The sequence below is a fragment of the Leptospira sanjuanensis genome (assembly GCF_022267325.1).
In the GTDB taxonomy this organism is placed as follows: domain Bacteria; phylum Spirochaetota; class Leptospiria; order Leptospirales; family Leptospiraceae; genus Leptospira; species Leptospira sanjuanensis.
In genome coordinates this window covers 420,875-446,649 of record NZ_JAIZBG010000001.1, presented here as the reverse complement: position 1 = coordinate 446,649, position 25,775 = coordinate 420,875, and the positions used below count along the sequence as shown (strand labels likewise).

19 protein-coding genes and 2 pseudogenes are annotated in these 25,775 nt (G+C 46.0%); 11 read left to right on the top strand and 10 right to left on the bottom strand.

Annotated features, from left to right (window positions below; genetic code table 11):
- Window positions 1–414: 414 nt before the first annotated feature.
- Window positions 415–1,122 carry a hypothetical protein gene (locus tag LFX25_RS02110; RefSeq protein WP_238728661.1) on the top strand — a complete coding sequence of 236 codons (708 nt, stop codon included), beginning with the start codon at window positions 415–417 and terminating at the stop codon, window positions 1,120–1,122.
- A gap of 128 nt (window positions 1,123–1,250) precedes the next feature.
- Here LFX25_RS02110 and LFX25_RS20900 read toward each other — a convergent pair.
- The 3 genes and pseudogenes from LFX25_RS20900 to LFX25_RS02100 form a co-directional block, all read right to left on the bottom strand.
- Window positions 1,251–1,664 (bottom strand): annotated as a pseudogene (locus tag LFX25_RS20900) (hypothetical protein); the annotation flags it as partial.
- A gap of 98 nt (window positions 1,665–1,762) precedes the next feature.
- A pseudogene (locus LFX25_RS02105) lies at window positions 1,763–3,296 on the bottom strand (motility associated factor glycosyltransferase family protein); the annotation flags it as partial.
- A 21-nt stretch (window positions 3,297–3,317) separates the two neighbouring features.
- Complete coding sequence (locus LFX25_RS02100) at window positions 3,318–5,126, bottom strand: penicillin-binding protein (protein ID WP_238728659.1); 1,809 nt, start codon at window positions 5,124–5,126, stop codon at window positions 3,318–3,320.
- A gap of 295 nt (window positions 5,127–5,421) precedes the next feature.
- On the opposite strand from LFX25_RS02100, the gene hrcA reads away from it, so the two are divergent.
- The 7 genes from hrcA to LFX25_RS02065 all read left to right on the top strand — a co-directional run bounded on the left by hrcA (window position 5,422) and on the right by LFX25_RS02065 (window position 12,463).
- Window positions 5,422–6,450 carry a heat-inducible transcriptional repressor HrcA gene (gene hrcA, locus LFX25_RS02095; protein ID WP_238728658.1) on the top strand — a complete coding sequence of 343 codons (1,029 nt, stop codon included), beginning with the start codon at window positions 5,422–5,424 and terminating at the stop codon, window positions 6,448–6,450.
- Window positions 6,451–6,463: 13 nt separating this feature from the next.
- Complete coding sequence (gene grpE, locus LFX25_RS02090) at window positions 6,464–7,102, top strand: nucleotide exchange factor GrpE (protein WP_238728657.1); 639 nt, start codon at window positions 6,464–6,466, stop codon at window positions 7,100–7,102.
- 34 nt (window positions 7,103–7,136) lie between these two features.
- A complete protein-coding gene (gene dnaK, locus LFX25_RS02085) occupies window positions 7,137–9,071 on the top strand; it encodes a molecular chaperone DnaK (protein WP_238728656.1) in 1,935 nt (644 codons plus the stop codon).
- A 217-nt stretch (window positions 9,072–9,288) separates the two neighbouring features.
- The gene (gene dnaJ / locus LFX25_RS02080) at window positions 9,289–10,407 is read left to right on the top strand and encodes a molecular chaperone DnaJ (protein WP_238728655.1); all 1,119 of its coding nucleotides are present in this window, start codon (window positions 9,289–9,291) and stop codon (window positions 10,405–10,407) included.
- A 114-nt stretch (window positions 10,408–10,521) separates the two neighbouring features.
- Window positions 10,522–11,490, top strand: coding sequence for a Gfo/Idh/MocA family protein (locus LFX25_RS02075; RefSeq protein WP_238728654.1), 969 nt, complete (start codon window positions 10,522–10,524; stop codon window positions 11,488–11,490).
- Window positions 11,491–11,513: 23 nt separating this feature from the next.
- A complete protein-coding gene (locus LFX25_RS02070; RefSeq protein ID WP_238728653.1) occupies window positions 11,514–12,062 on the top strand; it encodes a YqgE/AlgH family protein in 549 nt (182 codons plus the stop codon).
- Between the two features lie 110 nt (window positions 12,063–12,172).
- Complete coding sequence (locus LFX25_RS02065; protein ID WP_238731469.1) at window positions 12,173–12,463, top strand: hypothetical protein; 291 nt, start codon at window positions 12,173–12,175, stop codon at window positions 12,461–12,463.
- Window positions 12,464–12,558: 95 nt separating this feature from the next.
- Here the strand turns inward: LFX25_RS02065 and LFX25_RS02060 are convergent, their stop codons facing one another.
- Window positions 12,559–15,096: an ABC transporter permease gene (locus tag LFX25_RS02060; protein WP_238728652.1), complete on the bottom strand. Its 2,538-nt coding sequence runs from the start codon at window positions 15,094–15,096 to the stop codon at window positions 12,559–12,561.
- Entirely contained in the window at window positions 15,093–15,872 is a 780-nt protein-coding gene (locus LFX25_RS02055; RefSeq protein WP_238731468.1) for an ABC transporter ATP-binding protein, read from the bottom strand. Before LFX25_RS02055 ends, LFX25_RS02060 begins: the two co-directional genes overlap by 4 nt.
- A gap of 301 nt (window positions 15,873–16,173) precedes the next feature.
- Between LFX25_RS02055 and LFX25_RS02050 the strand changes: the two genes are divergently transcribed.
- Window positions 16,174–16,341 (top strand): hypothetical protein, encoded by a 168-nt coding sequence (locus LFX25_RS02050; RefSeq protein ID WP_238728651.1) that lies wholly within the window; start codon window positions 16,174–16,176, stop codon window positions 16,339–16,341.
- A gap of 8 nt (window positions 16,342–16,349) precedes the next feature.
- Window positions 16,350–18,944 carry a leucine--tRNA ligase gene (gene leuS / locus LFX25_RS02045; RefSeq protein ID WP_238728650.1) on the top strand — a complete coding sequence of 865 codons (2,595 nt, stop codon included), beginning with the start codon at window positions 16,350–16,352 and terminating at the stop codon, window positions 18,942–18,944.
- A gap of 155 nt (window positions 18,945–19,099) precedes the next feature.
- Here the strand turns inward: leuS and LFX25_RS02040 are convergent, their stop codons facing one another.
- The 5 genes from LFX25_RS02040 to LFX25_RS02020 all read right to left on the bottom strand — a co-directional run bounded on the left by LFX25_RS02040 (window position 19,100) and on the right by LFX25_RS02020 (window position 24,043).
- Window positions 19,100–20,173, bottom strand: a complete 1,074-nt coding sequence (locus LFX25_RS02040; protein ID WP_238728649.1) for an LIC10486 family protein — start codon at window positions 20,171–20,173, stop codon at window positions 19,100–19,102.
- A gap of 11 nt (window positions 20,174–20,184) precedes the next feature.
- Window positions 20,185–20,910, bottom strand: a complete 726-nt coding sequence (locus LFX25_RS02035; protein WP_238728648.1) for a hypothetical protein — start codon at window positions 20,908–20,910, stop codon at window positions 20,185–20,187.
- A gap of 102 nt (window positions 20,911–21,012) precedes the next feature.
- A complete protein-coding gene (thrC, locus tag LFX25_RS02030) occupies window positions 21,013–22,362 on the bottom strand; it encodes a threonine synthase (protein ID WP_238728647.1) in 1,350 nt (449 codons plus the stop codon).
- A 3-nt stretch (window positions 22,363–22,365) separates the two neighbouring features.
- On the bottom strand, window positions 22,366–23,358 hold the full coding sequence (locus tag LFX25_RS02025; protein ID WP_238728646.1) for an SPFH domain-containing protein: 993 nt from the start codon (window positions 23,356–23,358) through the stop codon (window positions 22,366–22,368).
- A 100-nt stretch (window positions 23,359–23,458) separates the two neighbouring features.
- The gene (locus LFX25_RS02020) at window positions 23,459–24,043 is read right to left on the bottom strand and encodes an LIMLP_15305 family protein (RefSeq protein ID WP_238728645.1); all 585 of its coding nucleotides are present in this window, start codon (window positions 24,041–24,043) and stop codon (window positions 23,459–23,461) included.
- A 127-nt stretch (window positions 24,044–24,170) separates the two neighbouring features.
- On the opposite strand from LFX25_RS02020, the gene LFX25_RS02015 reads away from it, so the two are divergent.
- Window positions 24,171–25,766, top strand: coding sequence for an LA_3751/LA_3752 family putative glycosyltransferase (locus LFX25_RS02015; protein ID WP_238728644.1), 1,596 nt, complete (start codon window positions 24,171–24,173; stop codon window positions 25,764–25,766).
- The last annotated feature ends 9 nt before the right edge of the window (window positions 25,767–25,775 follow it).

Sequence of the window (25,775 nt, the reverse complement as noted above, 5' to 3'; positions counted from 1 at the left end):
CTTGCAGCTGATCTTTCTGGTAAAGTAAAATTAGGTGTTGGGACAAGCTGTAAGTATTCTTCTTAGGAATCAATAGCACAATGTGCCGAAGAAAATGTAACGGTTCGAAAATTGGGTGGCGATGCTTTTGAAGTTAAGGGCTCTAATAAAAAACAAACTTATGTATGTCTTGAAGCTCAATGGAATACGATTTGTCGTGCGGAACCGACCCTTTGAATCAGAGTATGAAGCCAAAAGAATCTCTGCCTTCGCAGGGATTCTTATTATGGTAATCAAGGAAACGGTTTCGGGAAAACGTCTTTTTTAAAAGATAAAACCGGAGCATGCTCTTATAACTCACGACTGTTTTTTAAATTAAATCTGCAAAACGCGGAGCCTTCGGAGTTTAAAATAAGCGAAAAGGTGGAAATAAGAATGTTTCTTTTAATTTGGAAAAATAGAGTTCAACTTCGCACGTTGGCCATTCTTCTTGCACTGCTGACCGCGTTTTTCAGCGCAATTCAGTGTAATCAAAGTAAGGATTCGCAAAACAATAGTTCGCTTCTCGCACTGGCCGGTTCTTCACAGATAGCAAACGTATTGAACACCCGCGGAACTACGATTCGTGAATGCAATACAAGCGGAGACCCGAAATCTACAACCAACCAAACAGAGACAACCAGCGGACATACGGCGATCGTCTTGCAAGGAGACGATCAAATGGCGGGTGGAGGATTGCTTTTTCACGTACGGGAAATGGATGCAGACGGTATAATTTCCAACAAATTCATTCCGGTCGTTATCGAAAATCAAGTTCCTAGATTCCTTACAGTGAGCGGTAAGCGATATAGCGCCTCTATAGAATTTTTTATCGATGGAATCAATAACACAGAGATCGACGGCATTTCTTTGCAGGTTCCTTTTACAGCTACCGATATCAATAATATTAGCTTTTACGTTACGTCGAATAAAATCGGCTTATTCGTAAACGGAAACTCGCACGAATCGAACATTACCTATTATCCGGTAGGAAGCAATACGATGGGTAATAACCCGCAAGAAAGAGCGGACTGGAGAAGAAACAATTATCTTCTTTATGGAGGAGACGGGTTGGTTCTTGAATATGTGTATAAAGTCCACTGATTTTTAATCGGACCGTTTCAACATAGGATTATAAAATCGTTTTCTTACGGAAAAGCGGTTCTATGATCCTATCTGTCTGCACTTGTCTAACATCGCCGATTCAATTTGATTTCTATCAGTTTTTAGAATCAACCCAATCCTTTCGCGTCCGAAATTCTCGCAATCGCCTTTCCGATCTGCTTTGAATGAAGTTTACACGCTTCTTCCAAACCTTGATACAGCAAAAGACTTTTCTTTGCAACGCCGAGTCTTTCGTTTTTCTTTTCTTCCAGAGTCAGGCCGCCTTCATAACCTTCTGTGATCATCAGAACCGTTCTTTGAATGCTCATTCCCAAAATTTCGGTTAGGCCTTTTCGGGAAGAAACCTCTTCGTCGATTCGATCCATTTCTTTTAGATTTTTGAGAATCTGATCCTTAAACTTGTCTTCGGCCCGGATCTGAGAATACAAACGGTCGGATAGAATTCTTCCGCGGGTAACCTTTTCGGAAAAACCTTTGAGTTGGTCGAACAGTACTTTTAGCTCGGTAAGAATTTTCTTTTGAAGATCGATGCAAGTTACGGTCGAATCGAAACCGGCCGAGGTTGCGTCGGCTTCCTCGCTCCCTTCCGCGATTCGACCGATCAAATCGCGAACCGTCCGAACGAACGACAAATCACATTCCGTTTCTTGCATGTATTTAAAAAGATCCGCGTTCGGAATTCCTTCCAACACGACTCCGTCCTTTCCCAAGTTGAACCAAGGATTTCGTTTCGGATGTTCTTCGAACCATTTTTTGAAGATGAGAAGTTTTTCGTTGGTTCGAATTTCTCCGCCTCGAATCGATTTGGCCCGTTTTACGGGAAGAGCGGTCATCTGTTTGTGATTGTGAAATTCCCTTCTTAACTTTCTGGATTCGATATGATTGAGCCGTTCCTCCAAGACGGCGCCTTTGCAATGCGCGAGCCGATCGGGAAACGAAAGATCCTGACCGACCAGCAGAATGTTTCTCGCTTCCATCTTTTCCGCAAGACTGACCGCGTTCGTAGAAACGGAACCTCCGAAATCGATCGCGCCGATTTCATCTTCCGGCTTGGAGGAAAGAATTTTGATCAAAGGAAAGGGGGAAGAAGTAAAATAACCTTTTTTGAATGTTCCCGGAAGACGCAACGTATGATACGAAGAAGTCGGATCAAAAACGATCCTCGCGTCCCCTCCGTAACCTTCCAGATATTTCGCGTTGAGCGCCTGAGGATCGACCGAAAAAACGAGATCTGGATCTATGCCCGCGTTCCAAAGAACCATCAGCGCCGTATCCACGGCGATCAACAGGAAATTATTTCTATACGTTTGTATTTCGTTCAACGAACGAAGGAGCGAAGGCCCAGCTCCGCAAACGAGTATATCAGTCTTTCCCTTGCAGATTCCAAACAAAGAACGAACGGGTCGCATTCTCGAAAGGTCGGGAAGATTGGAAATAAAATTCCGAGTCCAAATTCTTTCGAACCGAGTCAGCGTGGAAATATTCACATCCTTCTTGTGAAAAAAACCTTCCGAGATAAAACGAAGTTCCTCGTACGAATCCTTTTTCCACTGATTGCTTCCGCGATGCGGAATAAAACTGATCGGAAAACCGGAAATTCCCCGAAAAGCCGCATACAAATCCAGTTCTAAAATCGGAGTCAAAAGAATTCTTAGTTTTCCCGATTCCAAAAACGGAGAATAATCAAAGCAAGAAAGCGCATAACGCAGAACGTCCGGCTCGGCTTCCATCCAAACGGAAGTTACCTTCGTCCATCGAAGACTTTCCCGAACGACGTAACCGATTCCGGCTCCGAAAAAAAGAAACACCCTTTCTTCGTCCTCTTTTTTGAGTCCGTCCAAAAGCCGTTTGGATTCGGTGACCGGGTCCATTAAACTGTGCAGCGCGATTCCATCCGCGACGAGAACGGGAAGTCCCGTTTTGGAAGTTTTAATTTCGAAGGTTGAAGCGGTGGTATTCTCCATTTTCGGGGATTCGTTTTTCGAAACCGACAAAGGTCCGTGCGAGTTCGAAACCGAAGTCTGCGAAGACGAAGAAACGGATCTCGATGAATGTGAAAACGTTCTCGAAATTTTTTCCGCCAGATCGGGCGTAAAACTCGCCAAGCCTTTCAGATTCTTTTCGAGGATCGATTCGTTGACGACGGAATTCATGCTAATTTTAGAATATACAAATCATTTAAAGTACAGATTGAGCCTTCCGTCCTGCGGTTTTTTTCCGGGTGCGGGTTCCTGTTCGTAACAAAAACCGCTTCCGTGAAACTTAACCGGAAGGCCGAGAGGTCTTACGATCTCGAGAGCTTCTCGTTTGCTTTTTCCGATCAAATCGGGGATTTCTCCGATTTCGGTCGGCTTTATATTCTTTCTTTGAAAACGTTTGAGAGAAACGTTAACCGTTCTTTCCCCTTGTTCGATGATCGGAATGATATTTTCGACGACTTCTTTGAAAACCGGAGCCGCCAAACCGCCGCCCGAATGAGTTCCGCCCTTCGGTTCGTCGAAAAGTATCAAACCCACGATCTTAGGCCGTTCCGCCGGAAAAAATCCGAGAAACGAAGCGGACCACAAACCTTCCACATAACCTTTTCCGGAAACGGCCTTTTGACCCGTTCCCGTTTTCCCGGCGATCGAATATTCCTGAATGTATGCGTTCTTTCCCGTTCCCGATTGAACGACTCTCGTCATCGCTCTGAGAATTCGTTCCGTCGTATATTCGCGGATTCCGATCGGAGTTTCCTGCGTTTTAAACTCGTGAAGAATTTCTCCGTAGGAATCGCTGAAATGAGAAACCACACGGGGCGTGAGCATTCTCCCTCCGTTAACGACCGAAGCGGCGGAAGCGACGAGTTGGATCGGAGTCACCGAAATCCCTTGTCCGATTGCCATAAACATGGAAGTCGCGGGAGTCCATTTTTTCAACGGAGGAAAATATCCCACGGATTCGTTCGGCAGGAATCCGGTTTTTTCTCCGAACTGAAACTTCTTCATATAATCGTACAATAACGTTTCCGGAATTCTTTGCGAGGCTTTGATGATTCCCACGTTGCAGGAATACTGAAGAATCTCCTCCAAGTTCAAATGTCCGTGCGCGTCCGTACATTTGATCTTCGTTTTTCCGAGTTCCACGTAACCGGGACAATGAAACTTCTCATCAGGACGTATTAAATTTTCATTATACAATACCGATGCTAGAAAGATCTTCATCGTGGAACCGGGTTCGTAGACGTGACGGATCGCCCAGTTCGTATGGGAATCCTCCCCCGATTCGTTGTATTGATTCGGATCGAACGCGGGAAAAGAAGCCGACGCCAAAATTTTTCCCGTGTTGATCTCCATCAGAATTCCGATCGCCTTCTTCGATCCCGTTTCTTCAAAACGTTTGGCGAGCGCTTTTTCCAATTTGTATTGAATCAATCCGTCGATCGTTAAATGAAGATTGCTTCCGCGGGAGGAATCGGCTTCGGTCGGAGTCATCAAATCCTGATTGTATTGAACTTCCAATCCGGAAAGCGCGCGATCGTCGTCCATTCCCGTAAAACCCACGAGACTGGAGGCGAGATTTCCGTGCGGATAAACGCGTTTGTATTCTTTTTCTCTTCGTACGCCGGGCAAGGAAAGATCCATAATCTTATTTCCGAGGGATTCGTCGATCTCGCGTTTTAAAAGAAAGTAACGGCTCTTTTCGCGGATCATCGCCTCTATCTTGTCAGGCGACATCTCCAGATACGGCGCGAGTTGAACCGCGGTAAAATTCGGATCGTATATGTTTGCCGGATAAATTCCGATCGTCGCCGCGTCGACGGTCATCGCGAGTTCGATTCCCCTTCGATCGTAGATCGCGCCGCGCATGATTCGATCTCCCGTTTTCAGAATGACTTCTCTTTCGTTGAAAAAGGTGAGAAATACAACCCGTCCGATGAGAATGCAGAAAAGAATACAGAGAAAAGAAAATAGAATCGTGAGTCTGGTTTTGCGAGAATTCATCCTGTATTTATAAGATCGTCGGATGGTTGAATTTCGGAAAGTCTTGTTTTCGATTCAAAACTGTTCCGGAATTTCGAAGGAGTTCCCACAAAAATGCGGACTTCTCCGAAACCACCGGCAGAATTATGTCCCAAATCAAACCGACAATCCGGCACTCTCCTCGCCTCAATGCTAAAAAAAATCGGAATTTCAAGCCAATTCCACTCTGAATTACTTTCTTCCTTGACATTTTTATTCGGAATTCGGAAACTAATTGTATAGATTAGCACTCTAACATTCAGAGTGCCAGAAAAGAATGGATCTCACAGAACGTCATAAACGAATTCTGAAAGCCCTCGTAGACGAGTTTATCCAGGAGAACCGACCGGTAGGCTCCAAGACTCTCTATGACAAACACGATATCGGGCTTTCACCGGCTTCGATCCGGACCGTATTGAAGGATCTGGAAGATTACGGTTATCTCGCCTCCAGACACACTTCGGGAGGAAGAATTCCGACCGAGAGAGGCTATCGTTTCTATGTGGATTCGCTTGTGATTCTCTACGAGCTGACCCTCAAAGAAAAACAACGCATTCAGGAAGAATATCTGAAGATGCAGTTCAAGCTGGATCAGATTTTGAAAGCGACCGCTTCGGTTCTTTCTTCTCTTTCGAACGCGGCGGGAATCGTAATCGGTCCGGCTAAGAATCTGGACACGCTGAAACATCTCGAACTCATCCACGTTCACGGGGACGAGATCCTGATGATTCTCGTGATGAGATCGGGAACCGTTCAACATAGAAATATTTTCGTGGATCGGAATTATTCTCAGGAAGCGCTCTATCAGGTTTCTAAGTATCTGAACGATAACCTGAGAGGATATGATATATACGAAATTCAGAATATTATCATTCCTAAGTTGATGGTCCGAAGGGACGGACCCGAAGATTTCGGCGGAATCGCAGGGCTGATTTCTTCCGCGATGACTCCGGACAATTCCGAAGTCTCGCTGTATATCGACGGTTTTAAAAATCTCTACGCGAACTTCCGGGACGAAGAGGAACAGCTTTCACAGGTTCTTTCGCTTCTGGACGACCAGGGATTTTTGAGAGGATTCTTTTCCGATTACATCGATCAGGACGGAGTTTATACGATCATCGGAAAGGACGGAGATCAATCGATGTCCGGAGTTTCCATCATCACTTCCAACTATAAGATGGGAGAGAAAAAGATCGGAGCGCTCGGAATCATCGGACCGCAGAGGATGGATTACAACAGGGCGTTGCCTCTGGTGGACTTCACGTCCAAGCTCGTCTCCGAAATGGTGACCCGCATTAGTAAATAAGGGAGAAAAATGTATGGCCGACAATTCAAATTCGGAAAACAAAACTTCGCAGGAAGAAAAGGCCAACGAGAAAAATTCTCAAACAGCAACATTAGAGGAAACTAAAGTAGAGAACATGAATTCTGAAGAATCAACACAGACAACGGAACAAACTTCGACGCCTGATCCGGCCAACGCGCTTCAAGCCGAACTCGAAGCGGCAAAAAAAGAAGTCGAATCGCTGAAGGATTCTTGGGCGAGAGAAAGAGCGGAATTTCAAAACTTCAAACGCCGTTCCGCGCAGGAATTTACGTCGATCCGCAAAGAGGCTGTAAAATCCCTCGTGAGCGGATTCTTGAACCCGATCGACAATCTCGAACGAGTCGGATCGACTAAAGAACCGTCGGAGGAATTAAAACCCTTCGTGGACGGAGTCGCGATGATTCTCAAGGAATTCTATTCCGTATTAGAAAAATCGAATGTGGTTCGATTCGATCCGAAGGGAGAATCCTTCGACCCTATGTCGATGGAAGCCCTTTCTTCGGAAGAAGGCGATCAGTATTCGGAAGAGACGGTAATAGACGTGTATCAACCCGGCTATTACTACAAGGAAAACGAAGACAAGTTTACGCTCCGTCCTGCAAGGGTTCGGATCGGAAAACCCAAGTCATAATTAGGATCTCAGGGAAAGTATAAAGGAGAAAACAATGTCCAAAGAAAAGATTATAGGAATCGACTTAGGAACAACCAACTCGGTCGTTTCCGTCATGGAAGGTGGGGACCCAGTCGTTATTCAAAACTCCGAAGGAGCGAGAACAACTCCTTCCATCGTAGCATTCACTGCAAAAGGAGAAACGCTGGTCGGTCAGTTCGCGAAAAACCAAGCGATCACCAACGCGGTGAACACGATCCGTTCGGCGAAACGATTCATCGGACGCAGACACGGCGAAGTGGAATCCGAACTGAAACACGTTTCCTACAAAGTCGTACGTTCTGGGAACGAAGGCGTTAAGTTCGAAACCTCCGCGGGAGAATTCACTCCTCAGGAAATTTCGGCGCGCGTTCTCATGAAGATGAAACAAACCGCGGAAGATTATCTCGGTCAAAAAGTAACGAAAGCCGTAATCACGGTCCCCGCTTACTTCAACGACGAACAACGTCAAGCGACCAAGGACGCGGGAAGAATCGCGGGTCTCGAAGTGGAACGTATCATCAACGAACCGACCGCTGCGGCGCTTGCCTACGGTTTTGATAAGAAGAATGTAAATTCGAAAATCGCGGTCTACGACTTAGGCGGCGGAACGTTCGATATCTCCATTCTCGAACTCGCGGACGGAGTTTTCGAAGTGAAGTCCACCAACGGTGACACACACCTCGGCGGGGACGATTTCGACATGGCGATCATGGAATGGATGATTTCCGAGTTTAAAAACCAAACCGGAATCGACATCTCCGCTGATAAGAATACCGTTCAGAGATTGAAAGAAGCCGCCGAAAAAGCGAAGATCGAACTTTCGGGAACGATGTCCACTCAGATCAATCTTCCGTTTATCACCGCGGATGCATCCGGTCCGAAACACTTGGACATGACCCTCAGCAGAGCGAAGTTCGACCAACTTACAAAGTCGCTCGTGGATCGTACTCGGATTCCTTGCGAGAATGCGCTTCGCGACGCGGGACTGAAAGCTGCCGATATCAACGAAGTGATTTTGGTCGGAGGTTCGATCCGAATTCCTGCGGTTCAAGAACTGGTAAAACAGATCTTCGGAAAAGAACCGAATAAATCCGTAAACCCGGACGAAGTTGTGGCGGTCGGCGCGGCGATCCAAGGCGGGGTTTTAGCGGGAGAAGTATCGGACGTTCTGCTGTTGGACGTAACTCCGCTTTCACTCGGAATCGAAACCCTCGGCGGAGTGATGACCAAGTTGATCGAAAGAAACACGACGATTCCTACCAAGAAATCGCAAGTGTTTTCCACTGCGGCCGACAATCAATCCGCGGTATCGATCCACGTTCTCCAGGGAGAAAGAGAAATGGCTTCCGCAAACAGAACGCTGGGACGTTTCGATCTGATCGGAATTCCGCCCGCACCGAGAGGAGTTCCTCAAATCGAAGTGACCTTCGATATCGACGCGAACGGAATCGCACACGTATCCGCGAAGGATCTTGGAACCGGTAAGGAACAAAAGATCCGAATCGAATCCTCATCCGGATTGTCCGAAGACGAAATCCAGAAGATGGTAAAAGACGCGGAAGCGCACGCGGCTGCGGACAAGGCTCAGAGAGAAGTCATCGAAGCGAAGAACGAGTTAGATACGCTTGCGTATTCTCTTGAAAAAACCGTAAACGAAGCGGGAGATAAAATCGGAGAAAGCGAAAAACAACTCGCAACCGACGAAATCAAACGCGCCCGCGAAGCGATCGAGAGCAACGATAAAGCGAGAATCGAATCCGCAAAAGCTTCGATTTCTAAAATCGCTTCCGACATCGCTACGAAGATCTATTCGCAAGGCGGCGCTCCGGGTGCTGAACAAGGCCCGGGATCGGCGGGTCAAGGACCGAACGATCAAGGCAATTCCGCGAACAGCGGGGAAAAGGTCGTCGACGCGGATTATACCGTGGTGGATGATGAGAAAAAATAAGAACCCTTCCGATGCTCTTGCATCGGAGGGAACCTTGCAGCGAATCTTGTTCCGTAAGAAAGACAAGACCTTCAATCCGCTGTAAGAACCATTGAGTTTTAGTCGCGCGCGGAGTTTCGAATACGAGTTTCGCGCGCGGCAATATCGGAATCATCGATTGTGTTGAAGTTCTATCGGAATTTAAAAGTCCGCTTCAACGCAACCTTGGAAAGAAACAATGAGTGAAAGAAGTTACTATGATATTCTTGGAGTTTCCAAGACCGCGAGCGACGAGGAAATTAAATCCGCCTATCGTAAGTTAGCGATCAAATATCATCCTGATAAGAACAAGGGTGATAAGGAATCCGAAGAAAAATTCAAAGAAGCCACGGAAGCCTACGAGGTTCTCCGAGACGCAAAAAAACGTCAGGCTTACGATCAATTCGGCAAAGCCGGCGTTGGCGCCGGAGGGGCCGGATATGGTCAAGGCGCGTATACGGACTTCTCCGATATCTTCGGAGACTTCGGCGATATCTTTGGTGATTTCTTTGGCGGAGGCGGCCGCGGCGGTTTCAGCGGCGGAAGAAGATCCGGTCCGCAACGAGGCTCCGACTTACGTTATAACTTAGAAGTTTCTTTGGAAGACGCGGCCCTGGGAAGAGAATACAAAATCGAAATTCCAAGATTGGAATCCTGCGCCGAATGCAACGGCTCCGGCGCCGCCAAAGGAAGCACTCCCGTAACCTGCGCGGATTGCGGAGGCTCGGGACAAATCAGAAGAACACAAGGCTTCTTTTCCGTAGCAACCACCTGCCCTACTTGTAGGGGAAAGGGAACCACGATTTCCAATCCATGCAAGTCCTGCGGCGGACAAGGTCTTCAGGAAAAACGCAGAACGATCAATATCAAAATTCCGCCCGGAATCGAAACCGGTTCCCGATTGAAAGTTTCGGGAGAAGGCGAAGCGGGACCGAACGGCGGGCCTCACGGCGATTTGTATGTGGTAACGCATATTAAAAAACACGAATTGTTCAGCCGCGAAGGAAACGATCTCATTCTTGTTCGCAAGATAACCTTGGCGCAAGCCATTCTCGGGGCGGAGATAGAAGTACCGACCATCGACGGTAAAAAGGCCAAGATGAAAATTCCGGAAGGAACAGAATCGGGCCAAGTGTTCCGATTGAAAGGCCACGGAATGCCGTATCTCGGAGCCTATGGAAAAGGGGATCAACACGTAGTCGTGAAGATCGAAATTCCGAAAAAGATCACGAGAAGACAGAAAGAATTGATCGAAGAGTTCGCGAGAGAATCGGGAGAAAACATTCCCGGTTCGAAGGGAAAAATCTTTACTAAGTAAAAAAAGATCCGGTCTTCCATTCTCCCCAAGAGCAAAAGGAGGATCGGTTTTTTCATTTTATAAAAATCGGGAAAACCGAAGACGCGTCAAAGCGCAAAACAAAAAGGAAGTACAATGACTGAAAGAGTAAAGCTCGGCGTGATCGGAACCGGACACATGGGTCAATATCATGTGAACGTCGCAAAAACTTTGAACGATGCCGCATTGGTGGGAATCTACGACGCGGATCTGGAAAGAGCGAAACAAATCGCGGAAAAGCACAAAACCTCCGCGTTCCCTACGATCGACGAGTTGATCTCCAAAGTGGACGCGTTAGTGATCGCTGTTCCCACGTTTTTACATCATGAAATCGCGAAAAAAGCCCTACTCGCCGGCAAACACGTGTTAGTCGAAAAGCCGATCGCGGAAACCACCGAACAAGCCAAGGAGCTCGTAAAACTCGCCTCGGATAAGAATCTCGTTCTTCTCGTCGGGCACGTGGAACGATTCAACGGGGCCGTCTTGGAATTGGGCAAAATCGTAAAAGATCCTTTGCTCATAGAATCCAGAAGACTCGCTCCGTTTAATCCGAGAATCAAAGACGTCGGCGTCGTTCTCGACATGATGATCCACGATATCGACATCGTATTGAACCTCGTCAATTCGCCGGTAAAAAAAGTTTCGGCTTCCGGAACCAAGGTTCTTTCCAATCACGAAGACATCGCGAACGTGGTGATCGAATTCGAAAACGGCTGTCTCGCAAGCATTATCGCTTCAAGAGCGACTCAGGCCAAAATTCGAACGCTGAACATAACGCAAAAAGACGTGTATATCATGCTCGATTTTACGGATCAGGAAATCGAACTTCATAGACAGGCGACGTCCGACATTCTTCTTTTATCCGAAGAAATCAAATACCGCCAAGAATCCATCGTGGAAAAAATCTTCGTTCACAAAGACAATCCGCTCAAACAGGAACACGAGCATTTTATCCGTTGTATCAAAAAGGAAACCGATCCGATCGTTACCCGCGGTTCGGACGTTTCCACGCTGGAAATCGCGTATCAGATTCTTTCCGAAATCCACGGAACGTCTAAAAAGTAACCCGGTCTAAGATTGGTTCAAGTATGGAAGAAACTTACAACGGCAAAATTCTAATCTCCAATTCTTCGATTGTCATGGACTATTTCAACCAGACGGTGATCCTGATGGTGGAACACGACAGTCAAGGCGCCTTCGGTTTGGTTCTGAATAAAAAACAGGAAGCCTCGATCGGAGACGTAATTCAGGGAATCCCCGATCATGGCAGCCGTGTCCTTCCGATTTATTCCGGCGGTCCTGTCGACCCGACGTTCATCTCCGTGCTGCACGAAGACAACACCATTTCTCAACCGGGCATTGAAGTGATACCCGGTTTGTATCTCGCAAGAAGTTTCGATACGTTGTTGGAGTTATTGGATTCCAAGTCCAAGTTCCACGTCTATCAAGGTTATTCCGGTTGGGGTGCGGGGCAGTTGGAAACGGAGATGAGCCGCAAGTCTTGGGTCGTTCACGAAGCGACAAAGGATTTCGTTTTAAATCAAGATCCGGAAACGACCTGGCAAGAAGCCCTGAAAAGCAAAGGCGGAATCTATAAATACTTCGTCGAACACACGAAAGATCCGATGTTGAACTGATTACGGAGATCGCGTTCTTAGGAACGCCTTCCTACTGAAAATCGATTCCGTTTTTTCGCCTTTACAGAGAAGTTCGAATTTTTAGGATCAAAAAACCGAGAGGCATAATGATGAAAAAATTCCAAACTTCGTTCTTTGTTTTCACCGTTCTTCTTTCTTTATTCTTCATCCAAGAACTTTCCGCGGACGGATGTTATATCTGCACTTCCGGTTCCGCCGACGTCTGCAGAGACTATTGCAGATTTACCGGCTCGGATACGTTCGACAACAGAAAGAAATGTCAGGACAAAGGCTGCAAGGTAGGAGGCACCGCTTCTTGTCCTTCCGCTTCCAATTACAAGGTTTGTTCCGCTAAAAACGATTTCCGTTCCAACGAAACGTTTTTCGCCGTTAGCCGATAATCTTTCGTTCTTTGTTGCGGACCGCTTCGTTACCGGGTCCGCAACGATAGAACGATGTTAAAACCGATCGTAATCCGCGCGTCTTTCGATTCCATTCAAATCGATTTCATAAAACTGATCGGCGGTTTTTTCCATTCTCCCCGTAAGTTCAGATAATACACGACCGTAGTCGCAAAAATCGTAAACAAGTACGCGAGCAGATACTCGATCCAAGGATGAGAAGGTTCTATTTCTAGAACTTTCTGGCTGATGATCTCGTTCGCGATCCAAGCCAACAACAAAGCCAATAAAAACGAAAACGTCCCAAGCAGAATTCCTTCCCACAAAAAGACCTTTTTCAAAAAGGAGGAAGTTCCTCCGATGATCCGCAACAAAGTCGTTTCCTCGATTCTTTCCTTGCGACTCGAATTCAAAGCCGTCAAAACCAAAAGCAAAGAAGCTCCTAAAATCAGCCAAGTCATCAATCGAATCGTGAAAGAAATTTTTTCCAAAATTCCCAAGAATGCGCGGACGGCCTTATCCGTATCGATGATCGTAAGATTCGGATATTTCGAAATAAGATTCTTCTGCAGATCGTATCGTTTTTCTTCGGATTCGAGACGCAACGAACTCAGGTAATAACTCGGCGCCTTTTCCAAAATCCCTTTCGAAAACAATACGACGAAGTTCGGTCTCATGTCCGCCCAGTTCACCGTTCTGAAGTTTCGAATCACGCCCGTCACTTCCACGCCGCCGACTAAGAACGATAAACTGTCTCCTAAGTTGACTTTCAGGTGTGTGGAGAATTCCTTTTCCACGGAAATTTGATCCTCTTCTCCCTTTCTCCAAAAATCTCCGTTTACGATTTTTTCGGTGGGATACGGTTCGTTTCGATACGAGAGAAAGTATTCTCTGGTTCTTGCCGTGGATCTCCAATCGCGTTTTAACGCGGAGGTTTCGGTTTCGTCCTTTTTGATCGTTTCGCCGTTGATCTTGGACAATCTCGCGCCGATCACGGGAGCGACGATGACCTTCTCCGCTCCGAATTCCTTAACGACTTCCTCGAAGTGTTCTTTTTGTTCGGAGCGAATATCCATGACGAAAAGATTCGGTCTTCTTTCCGTATCCTTGGCTCCGCTGTATTCCAAAAGACTTTCGCTAACGATCAAAGACAAAAGAAGAATGAACAAAGAACTCGTAAGTCCGATAACGGAAAGCGACAATGTCGTTCCGGGCCTGTCGAATTTTCCGATGATAAATCTCGCAAACGGGGTAAATTCCCGTTTGTCCCTAAAACGGGAAATGAATATTCGAATTCCGGAATATACAAGAAATACGATCAACGGAAGAATCAAAAGCACCGAACAGAGAATCAATCCCTTCCACGGACTTTCGGTTTCCCACCACGCAAGCGCGAAAAAGATCAGAAAAAGAATCAGATAACCCGCGATCTGCGTGATTCTAAACTTAGGAATCCGATCGGCTTCTTCCTGAAATTCCTGTTTGAGCGCGAGAATCGGTTTGAGAGATCGGATCGTAATCAGAGATTCCGCCGAAGAGAAAAACGGAATCAGAATTCCGATCAGCAATCCCCACAACAGCGAAGACCATCCGATCACGGGATGAAAACTGAGAATGTCTTCGCCCGCAAGATCGGGAATCCAATTCAACAAAACGTTTCCGAGCAAAAGTCCCAAAGCGGAACCGATCAAAGAAAAGAAGAACAATTCCCCCAAAACGATCAAACTCACCGTTCTCGGACTCGCGCCCAAACATTTCAAAACCGCAAGCGCGCCCGACTTTTCACGGATTCCGGCTCGACTCGCAAGAAGAATCGAAATTCCTCCCAAAAAGAACGCGGATAAACCGAGAAGACTGAAAAAATCCAAGGTGTTCGTCAAAAATTTACGCGAACCGGAGTTCGTTTCCGTTGAATCGTAAAGAGTTAAGTCTTTTTGAATATACTCTTTGAAGTTCGCTTCCTTGTATTTTCCCGCGATCGAAGGATCTTTCAGTTTGATCGGAACTAGATAACTGATCCTAGAACCCCTTTGTTCCAAACCGGTGGACGCAAGCGAAGAACCGGAGATGATAGAAGTGGGCGCCATCGAAAGAAAACTTCCCGCAATTCCCGGTTCCTTCAAAACCTTACCTTTTAAGATAAAGTCGCGTTCTCCCAGAGAAACAGAAGATCCGAGTTTCAGTTTTAAATTCTTAATCAGACTTTCTTCAAGAAGGATTTCCCCTTCTTTGAGTTTGCGGTAAGCGCCCGCAGGTTCGGTGACGATTTCGCCGTAATACGGAAAACTGCCCGACATCGTTTTGATCAGGGAAAGCGTGGTTTCGTCGTTTTCCTTGTTCCGCAGCATAGAAGCAAACTGCACGAGTTCCGAGGTTTCCGAACCTTTTGGAAGACGAGAGGACATAAATTCTTTCTGTTCTTTGGTAAGCGGAGAAGAAGTCTGAACGAGAAGATCGGAACCCATGAGATTGCGCGCCTCCTTTAAAATGGAGCGGCTCAATTCTTCCCTATAGGCGTGAATCGCGGTAACGGAGCCGGTTCCGATCGCGATCGCCAAAACGATCTGCAAAGCGGAACTTTTTCTGGATCGGAAGTCGCGGAGAATGGATTGAATGAGTAGATTGAATTTCATCTTTTTTTAGAAACGGCCTTTTTCTTTGAGGAAGAACGCTGCCGACTTTTGGAAGTCGGATTCTTTGTCGTGGATTTCGTTTTAGAAGTCCTCGTCGTTTTACGAACTTCTTTTACGATCCGTCCATCACTCATTTCTAATACACGATCGGCCAGATCGGCGACGGAACGATCGTGCGTAACTACGATCAACGTGGAGGAAGTTCCTTGATTGAGTTCCGCGAGAAGATTCATAACCATCTCGCCGTTCTTCTTATCCAAGTTAGCGGTAGGCTCGTCGGCAAAAAGAATTTTCGGATTGTGAATAAACGATCTTGCGATCGCGATGCGTTGTTCTTCTCCTCCCGAAAGCTGACCGGGAAAGTTGGAAGCTCTTTCCTTCATCGAAACCTTGTCCAACCAGATCATCGCTTGATCCCTGATTTGAGTGGAAGAGAGTTTCGAATTTAACACGAGAGGTAAAGAGACATTTTCCAACGCATTGAGAGACTTAATGAGCTGAAAGTTCTGAAAGATAAAACCGATCTTTTCTCCTCGCAACTTTGCAAGTTCGTCTTCTTCCTTTTGTAGAAGCGGAATTCCGTCTAGAACGACTTCTCCATCGTCCGGACGATCCAAACCTGCTGAAATTGCGAGCAATGTGGACTTTCCCGAACCGGAAGGACCGATGATCGCAATAAATTCTCCCTCTTCTATCTCAAAAGAAACGTCTTTTAACACTTCGAGTTTTTTTCCGGAAACTAAATAGGACTTGTTGAGATTTTTTACTTGTAGCAAACGAAACACCTTTCCTTATCCGATTTAAAAATGAAATAAATTTCCAATCGATCGGCTATCAACCATTGGAAACTCGCTTTTTAAAAAGCATTCCACATAAAACAAAAGATCTTATTTTTTTTAAAAAAAATTCCATCTATTTCTGATCACCGCCGGCTAATTTTTTTTGACTCTAAACTACCCGGTTTTTATAACGTAATCTCCGATCTGCCGGGAAGGGATGTTGTTGGATCACGTTTCTTTCCGGATTTATTGACACTCTGTAAATAAACAAATCAGCATGGATAAGTCTGGGAGCAAAATGCAATTACTCGAAGAAAAACAAACCGATACAAAGGAAAACCATCTCTTGACTTGCACCGGATGCAGAACAAAAGTCGCGCAACTTTACCAATACGATCTTTGCAAAACTTGTTTGAGTAAAACGTTTCAAAGATTGATCAAGGTAATCGACTCCGTAAGAAAGTAAGGATCCAAATGCAATATCCGTTTCAGGAAGTAGAATCCTTTTGGCAAAAATACTGGGAAGATAACAAAAGCTTTCAGACAAACATCCGGTCTGCTAAACCGAAATTCTACTGTTTGGATATGTTTCCTTATCCTTCCGGAGCCGGACTTCACGTAGGTCACCCGGAAGGTTACACTGCGACGGACATTCTTTCCCGCTTTAAGAGAATGAAGGGTTTTGAAGTTCTGCATCCGATGGGCTGGGACGCCTTCGGACTTCCCGCGGAACGTTATGCGATGCAAACCGGCGTCCATCCCGCGATCACCACAAAAAACAATATCGATAATTTTCGCCGCCAGATCCAGATGATCGGGCTTTCTTACGATTGGTCCCGTGAATTGTCTACGACCGATCCGGATTACTACAAATTTACGCAGTGGATCTTCGTTCGGCTCTACGGTTCCTGGTTCAACCCGGAGTCGAACAAGGCGGAATCCATAGATGCACTTATACAACGATTCTCCGCAAAAGGCTCCGCAGGACTGGATTATAGAGAATTCTCAGCGGAAGAATGGAAACAATTCTCCGTAGCGGATCAGGAAAAGATCCTTTCCGACTTTAGACTCGTATATCAGGCGGAAATTCCCGTAAACTGGTGCGAGGCTTTGGGAACGGTTCTCGCAAACGAAGAAGTGGAAGAATGGGTCGGCAAGGGTTACGAAGTCGTTCGTAAACCGATGCGTCAATATATGATGAGAATCACCGCTTACGCGGATCGACTTCTCGAAGATCTCAAACTGGTTCAATGGCCTCCTTCCACTTTGGAAATGCAGAAGAATTGGATCGGTAAAAGCGAAGGTCTCGAAATCACGTTTCCGTTTCCCGCAACTCTGCCGAGCGGACTCGACGGAATCCGAATTTTTACCACAAGACCCGATACGATCTTCGGCGTGACTTATATGGTCGTAGCGCCGGAACACCCGATCGTTGCGGAGATCACGACTCCCGAACAAAAACAAAAGGTGGAAGAATATCAAAAAGCTTCTTCCTTGAAGAGCGATTTGGATCGTATGGAACTGACCAAGGAAAAGACCGGTGTGTTCACGGGTTCTTACGTCGTCAATCCCGCCGATCCGGCTCAGAAAATTCCGGTTTGGATCAGCGACTACGTGTTATACGGATACGGGACCGGAGCGATTATGGCCGTTCCCGCACACGATCAAAGAGACTACGAGTTCGCAAAGACGTTCGGATTAAAAATTCTTCCGGTGATCGAAGGTGAAATTTCGGAATCGACCGCGTTCGATTCTAAAACTTCCGTTTGTATCAACTCGTCTTCCTCCGAAATTTCAATCGACGGATTGGATTATCCAACGGCCTCTTCCAAGATCATCGCGTGGGCGGAAAACAAGAAGATCGGAAAGAAAAAGATCCAATTCAAACTCAGGGATTGGCTTTTCGCAAGACAGAGATATTGGGGAGAACCGATTCCTCTCGTTCATTATCCTTCGGGAGTCACAAAACCGATCCCTGAATCCGAGCTTCCATTAGAACTTCCTAATTTAGAAGAATTTAAACCTTCCGGAACCGGAGAATCCCCTCTCGCGCTCGCGAAAGAATGGCTGAAATACAAAGATCCGGAAACGGGCGAAATCGGAACTCGCGAGACGAACACGATGCCTCAGTGGGCCGGTTCGTGCTGGTATTATCTGCGTTATATCGATCCGAAAAACGGAAAACTGTTCTGCGATCCGGAATTGGAAAAGAAATGGATGCCCGTAGATTTGTATGTCGGCGGCTCCGAACACGCGGTGCTTCACCTTCTTTACTCGAGGTTCTGGCATAAATTCTTATACGATATCGGAGTCGTTTCCACACAGGAACCGTTTGCGAAATTGATTCACCAAGGTTTGATCCTCGGAGAAGACAAACGCAAGATGTCCAAATCTCTCGGAAACGTAGTCAACCCGGACGACGTCATTCAAGAATACGGCGCGGATAGCTTGCGGCTTTTCGAAATGTTCATGGGGCCGCTGGAAATGGTCAAACCTTGGAGCACGAGAGGTGTGGAAGGTGTGTTCCGTTTTCTCAATCGGATCTGGAGACTCTTTCACACAGGCGAGGGAGAATCCTTCCGCTTGGACGACGTAGTTCCGACCCCTGAAGAATTGAAAATTCTTCACAAAACGATCCAGAAAGTCAGCGAAGACATTCCGAACTTTTCGTTTAACACAGCGATTTCGCAGCTGATGATCTTTGTGAACGAGTTCACACCGACCGACCGCAGACCGAAGGAAGCGCTGGAACCGTTTATTCTTCTTTTGGCTCCGTTCGCTCCTCACTTAGCGGAAGAACTTTGGAAACGCGCCGGCAAAAAAGAATCGTTGACCTACGAAAAATTCCCCGAGGCTAACCCGCAATATCTCGTCGAATCCGAGATTCTAATCGTGGTTCAAGTGAACGGAAAACTCAGAGACGAGTTCAAAGCTCCGAAGGACGTTTCTCAAGCGGAGGCGATCGGATTGGCTAAAAATCTGGATAAGATCAAAGGAATCTTGGAAGGAAAGACGATTCGAAAAGAAATCTACGTTCCCGGCAAGCTCGTCAATATCGTGATCGGCTAATATACCGAAGTTTCAGTTTCTTGTAAGAGTTCCAACAAAACTTGCACCGACAAATCAGTCGGATCGTAAGACTAGGAATTTGTGGGAACTCCCGCAACTACGGAAAAACCCACACGTTCCGAGAACACACCGACCCCAGTTCGGCGGCTGTATCGTTATTTCATAATCAGGAAAACGAGCAGGCCCACAACGATCACCACACCGGCCACGATGATCATCCCCAAGGAACCACCGCCTCCGGATTCGACCTTTGAGGGCGCTGGCGAGGAAGAAGCGGATTTGGTCTTCACTTTCGCAAGCCGCACGGGACGTTCTTCAAATGCTTGAAGTAAAACGCCGGAAGGTCCTTTCGCGAAGATATGATATTCCCCTTTGCCTGCGGCGATTCCGATAAATTCTCCGATGACGTTTTTCGGATTTCCCGCTTCGTCAAAACCTCCGAGAGTCTTCGCCATGGCTTTTTCGTCCATGGATCCGGTCGGTAATTGAAAATATAATTTATCGCCTTCGATCAATTCGTCGAAGTCAACTCCTCCAACGGGAGCAAGAACGGTTTTGGAAAGAATCACTCTTCCGAACGGTTTACGGAATTGTTCGATTTGTCTTTGAACCGGAGTTTTTTCCTGGCTTTCGGGAACTTGTCCGATGGCGGGTTCTTCCGAAGGTCTGTTTACTGCGGGAATAATACCGGCAAAAACGTTTTTCGCTCTGAACTTAGGGCTTGATAAGAATTCAACGTCCGCCTGAATCCGAACCTGATTCACTTTCAAAGAAGTTTTGATCTGATTCTCGAGAATGTTTACGAAGCTGGAAGCGTCGTTCTTTTCCCAATTCGCATAAGAAGATTCTAATACGGCTTTCGTAAGTTTGGAATAAACGATTCTTCCGATGCTGTCCGAAAGACCGGGATCGAACGGTTCGGATTTTGCGGCTTCCACCATATCCAAAGCGAATGCGGCCGAGTCTTCAAAGCTCCGGATTTTACGGATCAACGATGAGTTCGAAAATAAGGAAAAGATTTCAATGACGTCGTTTTTATATTTACTGACGATTGCGACTACCGCGCCGCTTCGGTTTTCGATATCGATTCTGATTTTTAATAAGAAAGCATCGCGGATCTTTCCTTGGATCAATTCAACGGCTTGATCTTCCGTTAACACGGACTCAAGCGCAAGATTCATAAGATTCGCTTGTTCCTGTAATTTATTTACTTGATTGCTCGGTTCCATTCGTCCTCATTCTACATACTCGAAGCGAAATTCTGCCCTCGGGCGAACTTCAATCTTCTCGGAATGTAATCCTCTCTGAGCGGGATTTCGACTCTGGCAACAGTCTGGGAAATCCCTTTTCTACTGTAAATCGTAAACAGATGCCTGTCAAATCCGCTCTGTGCAACCAGAATTTCCACCATCGTAATTCCGAGACCCGCACCTTCCGTAGAATCGCCGAACTTCATAAAGAACTCGAAGAGATTGTCGAAGTCTCTTGAAATACGAAACTTCTCCCGAACCCTCTTTTCTTCCTGATCGGTAAGCTGAAAGTTGTTTAATATCTTCAAAATGATTCTATGTTCGTTAAAATAAAAGGTTACTTTGATTGTCAGATCATGTTCTTTCATTTTCTCTCTATAAAATGGGAACTTTTTGTCGCTTAAACTGCTGTGAAACGATTCCATCCCTCGAGCGTAGTCATCGGTCGATTCGATATTCAGTTTCGATTCTTTGAATAAGATCCGTTTGATCGCGGCCTTTGTGGCGTTTACGATCAATTCTTTCGAAGACGTGTATAAAAGTTCGGTAAGATCGAGACGATCGTATCGGGTGAGAATTCCTTGAATGATGTATTTGAGTTTTTTCTCGCCCTTCGGTGTGAGGACGTACGTGATCAACGAAATGGGAATTTCTTTCGAAATCGCAGAATCGACTTCCATTTGGAAATCGGCGGATACGTCGTCAAACTCCCTCATGAATTAGAGATATATGACGAAAAACTTCCGAGTTTCGACGAAAAAAAAATAATTAGGAAAAAAAGTCTTAAAAAAATTCCAAGTTTTCGAACCGAAAAAAGTTTATCCGAGGTGTAACAATTCCCGAATCAGACCGACGACCTTTGTCGCATTAGGCTCGATTCGATGAATCGAGTTCACAATCTTAGAATCGGTTCCCGGAATTTTACCGTCATGGAATTGAAGCTTGAATTCGGTGAATTTCAATCCGTGCGCCGTCGAAATTACGACCACATTCTCCCCTTTTGCAATCGTTCCTTTTCGGACGAGTTTGTTCAAAGCCGCCAACGCAACTCCCGTATGCGGATCGTTATATAAACCGAAAAGATCGGCTCTTGCCGCCGCATCGGCTAACTCGGATTCGCTGGCTTGTTCCACAACCCCGTTGAATTTTTTGAGGGTTTTGATCGCCTTTTGAATCGAAACGGGATTTCCGATTTGAATCGCGGAAGCCAGCGTCGTTTTTGCGGCGACCGGTTCGAAACTTTCAAAATTCTTTAAGTAGGAAAGATACAACGGATTTGCATGCTCTGCCTGCGCCAAAACGATTCTCGGTAATTTAGAAATCAACCCGAGGGAAAGCATCATTTCGAATCCGGCTCCGAGTGCGGATACGTTTCCGAGATTGCCTCCCGGAATCACGATCCAATCCGGAACGTTCCATTCAAGCTGTTGCGTGATTTCCACGGAGATCGTTTTTTGACCTTCGATCCGCAAAGAATTCATCGAGTTTGCAAGATAGATTCCCGCTTCGCGAGTCACTTCTTTGACGATCTGCATACAACCGTCAAAGTCCGTATCCAGTGCGATCACTTTGGCTCCGTTGGAAACAGGTTGGATCAACTGCGCTTGAGAAACCTTCCCCGCAGGTAAGAAGATGATCGCCGGTATTCCCGCCTTAGCGGCGTAAGACGCAAGCGCCGCGGAAGTATCTCCCGAACTTGCGCAAGCCACCGCATGAATCGGAACACCCGATGCGATCATGTGTTTTACTTGGGATAATAAGACCGTCATTCCGAGGTCTTTGAAAGATCCGGTGTGGGAGATCCCGCATTGTTTTACATAAAAACTTCCGAGCCCGAGGCTTTCCGTAAGTCGGTCGGAGTTAAAAAGATGGGTGAGACCTTCTCCGGAGGTTACGATGTTCTTGTCTTCGAGATGAGGCAGAACCCATTCTCTCTTATTCCAAATCCCGGAAGAATTCGGAAACTTTACGGAGCGGAATCGGGAGTCGAATTGATTTTTCCACTCCTGACCCGATACGGTTTTGAGCGCGTCCAAATCGTGTGAGACCTGGAGAAGACTTCCGCATTTTTTACACTCGTAAACGATTTCGTTCAGATCGTATCGAGTTTTGCAAGAGTCGTTAATACATTCAAATTCTGCTTTGTATCGGGTAAGAGTGGAAACCATATTTTAGATAGAATTCAAAATGTCCTTTTTTTTGGTATCAAATTCTTCCTGAGTGATGAGTCCCCCATCCAGGAGGGTTTTCAATTTGGCGAGTCTTGCCGTCGCGTCTTCCGCGGCCGGTTTTGCTCCGCCTTGGTTTTGACCCATCATGTTTGCCATCATCCCCGCCATGTTCATTCCCATTCCGAGACCCATCCCTGCGCTCATTCCCTCTCCAGCGGAACCGCCAGGATTGCTCGCAGCCGCTTCGCCGATATCCAACATTCTCTTTTGCTGATACATGTTGCCCATCGTATCGATCTCGAATTTATCGGTGAGAATTTTCTGGATCTTTTGGAAGTTCGGATCGTTCTGATCGAAGTTGATCGATTGAATGAAGAAGTCCACCACCTCGAGTCCGTATTTTTGGAAGTCCGGCTGGGTTTTCGTTTTCCCGGCGGCGGAAGCTTCTTCGAGATGTTGCGCGATCTGAGTGATCGGAACGGCATTTTTTAATACGACTTCTGAGATAAAATCGCTCAGTCTCGTAACCACCATCGGCTTGAGAAGTTTGTCCACTCCGTCGTGATTGAATCTCTGCTGCGTTCCGACAACGGTGTTTACGAAGGACTTGGAATCGATGACCTTAATATTATAATTTCCGAATGCTCTCAATCCGAGAGTGATATGATATTTCGGATCTTCGATCTGAATCGGAGCCGGAGTTCCCCAGGTCATGTTGATTACGGATTTGTTTACATAGACGATCTCCGCCGTGAAAGGAGTTTGTCCGCCGAACGGTAAGTTTACGAGTTTTTCGAGAATCGGAATATTTCCGGTTTTTAACGTGTGCGTTCCCGGTCCGAAAACGTCGAGAGCCTTTCCTTCCTTGAAAAAGACCGCTTCCTGACTTTCGTTTACGACGAGTTGACCGAAGTGACTGATATCGTTTCTTGGAAATTTCCAAACGATTTCTCCGGGTTGTCCCTCGTATTTTATTACATCAATCAATGCCATGGTTTAATTCCTTTATCGTTATTTAAGATTGCACGAGCGTACAGACGCAGATTCTTTCGACATTCTTTCAAAGATACGAAAGATAAGACCCGCGTTCCTATCAAGAGAGTTTCGAGAACAACGTCTTTCTGGATCGAAACGCGTTTTCCAATCCGTCCAAAGCGAAACGAATGTCCCCGATCGTATTCTTAATTTCCTGAACGGAGGAATCGGCCGTAACCTTGAGAGATTGAATTTTGGATTCGATTCCTTCCACTTCCTTAAACAAGGAAAAATCGAATTCCGCGAGTTTTTCCAATTCTTCCGGAGTCGCCTTAAAACCGGTTCCCAATCCGGTCGTTCCGTAACCCGCCGATTGAATCGTATTCACGAGCTTATCGATCAGCAAAACCGCGATTTCGCTGCTGCCGATGAGATCCATCTTTCTTGCGGAAACGAAAGCCTCTTCCATCCTTCGAACGGGTTCTTTCAAAAGGGAAATCTTGGAAGCCAATTCTTTTCTCAGCATAGAATCGGCGTTCTGAAATTCATGATCCTTTAGAGCGCTCGAATACAGAGGTAGCTTTTCCATAAAACTTCGGATTTTTCCGCGTTCCGTATGATAACGGGAAATCAGAGTTTTTACCGGCGAAGTTGAAAGAAATTGACCAAGTAAATTTTGACCTGTAGAAGTTTCCTGCTGCATAATCCTCAAGTTTTACACGATTCTCCGATTGGATCAATGAAAAAACGAAACGGATTGACCTCGGAACGGAAATCGATACGTTGACTCCTTACGGGATTCCTCCTTAAATAACGATTTTTACAAATTCATGATCGCTCGAACGAAAGATTTTATCACCCGAGTTTTTACCCATAAGGCTTCGCTCCTACCGGCCGCTTTTTTCTTTTCCTATTTTTTATACCTGACCGTTCCTCCGAAATATCTTCTTTCCGCGGATCACTACGAAAAGTTCATCCTCGGAAAATCGATTTTTCTGAGCGGGTTTCGATCCTTGGACGTTTTTTATCCCGGTTTAAAGTTCGATCCGGAACTCCAGTTCAGCCTTCTCAAAATGTCGATCGTAAACGGACATACGATCATCGCGTTTCCGATTTCATTAGGAATTCTTTATGCGTTCGCGTATCCGTTCGGAGGCGCATACGGAATTTATTTTTTGTCCGCGTTTTTGATCGGTTTCACGTTGTATTGGATCGGCAAAGAATACTACCTTCCGTCTTGGCAGATTCTTTTGTTTTCGTTTCTTACCCCGGTCGTAATGAACGGTTATCTATTTATGGACGTAGGAGTGGGATTGTTTCTTTTCGTATGCGGAACGGCTCTATACCAAAGATCGAAGGAGAAACAGTCGATATCATTTGCGGCGTCCTCCGGGATCGTCTTATCTCTTTGTTATTGGTTCCGGCTGGAATATTTGATTTTTATAGGAATCTATTGGGCCTGTGAGGTATTTTTCCGTTTTCCGTTTCAAGAAAAAAACGGGAATCGAACTCGGTTCTTTTTGACTTCCGCGCTTCTGATTCTTTTGTTTTTTGCATATTGCGGTTTTAATCAAACATTCTTCCAATCTCCCTTAGGACCGAGATATAACGCGAATTACGACTCGACCGGAGGCTCCAATCTATTTAAGAATTTCATAAATCTCTTATTTTATGGAAATCTAAAACTGGGTCTTTTCGGATATTCCCCGTTTTTATTCATCGGGATTGTCACTTCCGCGTTTTCGATTTTAAAAAGAAAAATCGAATTTTCCGAAAAAGAAACCGCTCTGATTCTCTCTTCGGTTCTGGGCGTCCTCGCTGCCGCAAGCGTCGCACCGAACGACGGAGGCGCGGAATTCGGCTCTCGTTATCTCGCACCCGGTCTTCCCGGATTGTTTTTACTTGCTTCCAGAACCTTTACCTTTCTCAAAAATCAAACGATCGTCTGGAGAATTTTATTTTACGCGCTTCTTGCGGTTTCAGTATTTCCGACTTGGATCTATTACAAAACCACGAAGGGTTTCGCGAAGAATACAAAGGTCGTTCAGGAATTTATTTTAAAAGAACCGCAGGAGAATCTTCTCGTCTTTCAAAACGGGTTGATCGGCGGAATGGCGAGCGAAGGTCTGTATTTTCAAGGTCGGGTCTATCAAGCGGTCGGAGTTCAGGAACTCATCGATCTTTTGAAAAAGTTTTCCTCATTCCACAAAAGAAAGTCGGTTCCGTTCGAATACTTCGCTTATTCGAAAGAATATACGGAAGGAATGAAAACCTTGGAATACGACGCGAACACAAAAGAAGGAATGATCGGCTTTCTGAGCCTTTTCGATTCAAACGCGGTTTCCAAGATCGAATCCATTCGAATTCTGGATAAAAAAAAGATCGGAAGCATCGAGATCCTTTATGGGATATATGAGGAAAAATAGGACGCAGCA

What these genes read in the sequence shown, in the direction of transcription:
- LFX25_RS02050 (WP_238728651.1), top strand. Translation starts at nt 16,174, where the DNA reads ATGCAATTACTCGAAGAAAAACAAACCGATACAAAGGAAAACCATCTC.
- LFX25_RS02020 (WP_238728645.1), bottom strand. Translation starts at nt 24,043, where the DNA reads ATGCAGCAGGAAACTTCTACAGGTCAAAATTTACTTGGTCAATTTCTT.
- hrcA (WP_238728658.1), top strand. Translation starts at nt 5,422, where the DNA reads ATGGATCTCACAGAACGTCATAAACGAATTCTGAAAGCCCTCGTAGAC.
- LFX25_RS02110 (WP_238728661.1), top strand. Translation starts at nt 415, where the DNA reads ATGTTTCTTTTAATTTGGAAAAATAGAGTTCAACTTCGCACGTTGGCC.
- LFX25_RS02065 (WP_238731469.1), top strand. Translation starts at nt 12,173, where the DNA reads ATGAAAAAATTCCAAACTTCGTTCTTTGTTTTCACCGTTCTTCTTTCT.
- dnaJ (WP_238728655.1), top strand. Translation starts at nt 9,289, where the DNA reads ATGAGTGAAAGAAGTTACTATGATATTCTTGGAGTTTCCAAGACCGCG.
- thrC (WP_238728647.1), bottom strand. Translation starts at nt 22,362, where the DNA reads ATGGTTTCCACTCTTACCCGATACAAAGCAGAATTTGAATGTATTAAC.
- dnaK (WP_238728656.1), top strand. Translation starts at nt 7,137, where the DNA reads ATGTCCAAAGAAAAGATTATAGGAATCGACTTAGGAACAACCAACTCG.
- LFX25_RS02035 (WP_238728648.1), bottom strand. Translation starts at nt 20,910, where the DNA reads ATGAGGGAGTTTGACGACGTATCCGCCGATTTCCAAATGGAAGTCGAT.
- leuS (WP_238728650.1), top strand. Translation starts at nt 16,350, where the DNA reads ATGCAATATCCGTTTCAGGAAGTAGAATCCTTTTGGCAAAAATACTGG.
- LFX25_RS02025 (WP_238728646.1), bottom strand. Translation starts at nt 23,358, where the DNA reads ATGGCATTGATTGATGTAATAAAATACGAGGGACAACCCGGAGAAATC.
- LFX25_RS02060 (WP_238728652.1), bottom strand. Translation starts at nt 15,096, where the DNA reads ATGAAATTCAATCTACTCATTCAATCCATTCTCCGCGACTTCCGATCC.
- LFX25_RS02070 (WP_238728653.1), top strand. Translation starts at nt 11,514, where the DNA reads ATGGAAGAAACTTACAACGGCAAAATTCTAATCTCCAATTCTTCGATT.
- LFX25_RS02015 (WP_238728644.1), top strand. Translation starts at nt 24,171, where the DNA reads ATGATCGCTCGAACGAAAGATTTTATCACCCGAGTTTTTACCCATAAG.
- LFX25_RS02100 (WP_238728659.1), bottom strand. Translation starts at nt 5,126, where the DNA reads ATGAATTCTCGCAAAACCAGACTCACGATTCTATTTTCTTTTCTCTGT.
- LFX25_RS02075 (WP_238728654.1), top strand. Translation starts at nt 10,522, where the DNA reads ATGACTGAAAGAGTAAAGCTCGGCGTGATCGGAACCGGACACATGGGT.
- grpE (WP_238728657.1), top strand. Translation starts at nt 6,464, where the DNA reads ATGGCCGACAATTCAAATTCGGAAAACAAAACTTCGCAGGAAGAAAAG.
- LFX25_RS02040 (WP_238728649.1), bottom strand. Translation starts at nt 20,173, where the DNA reads ATGGAACCGAGCAATCAAGTAAATAAATTACAGGAACAAGCGAATCTT.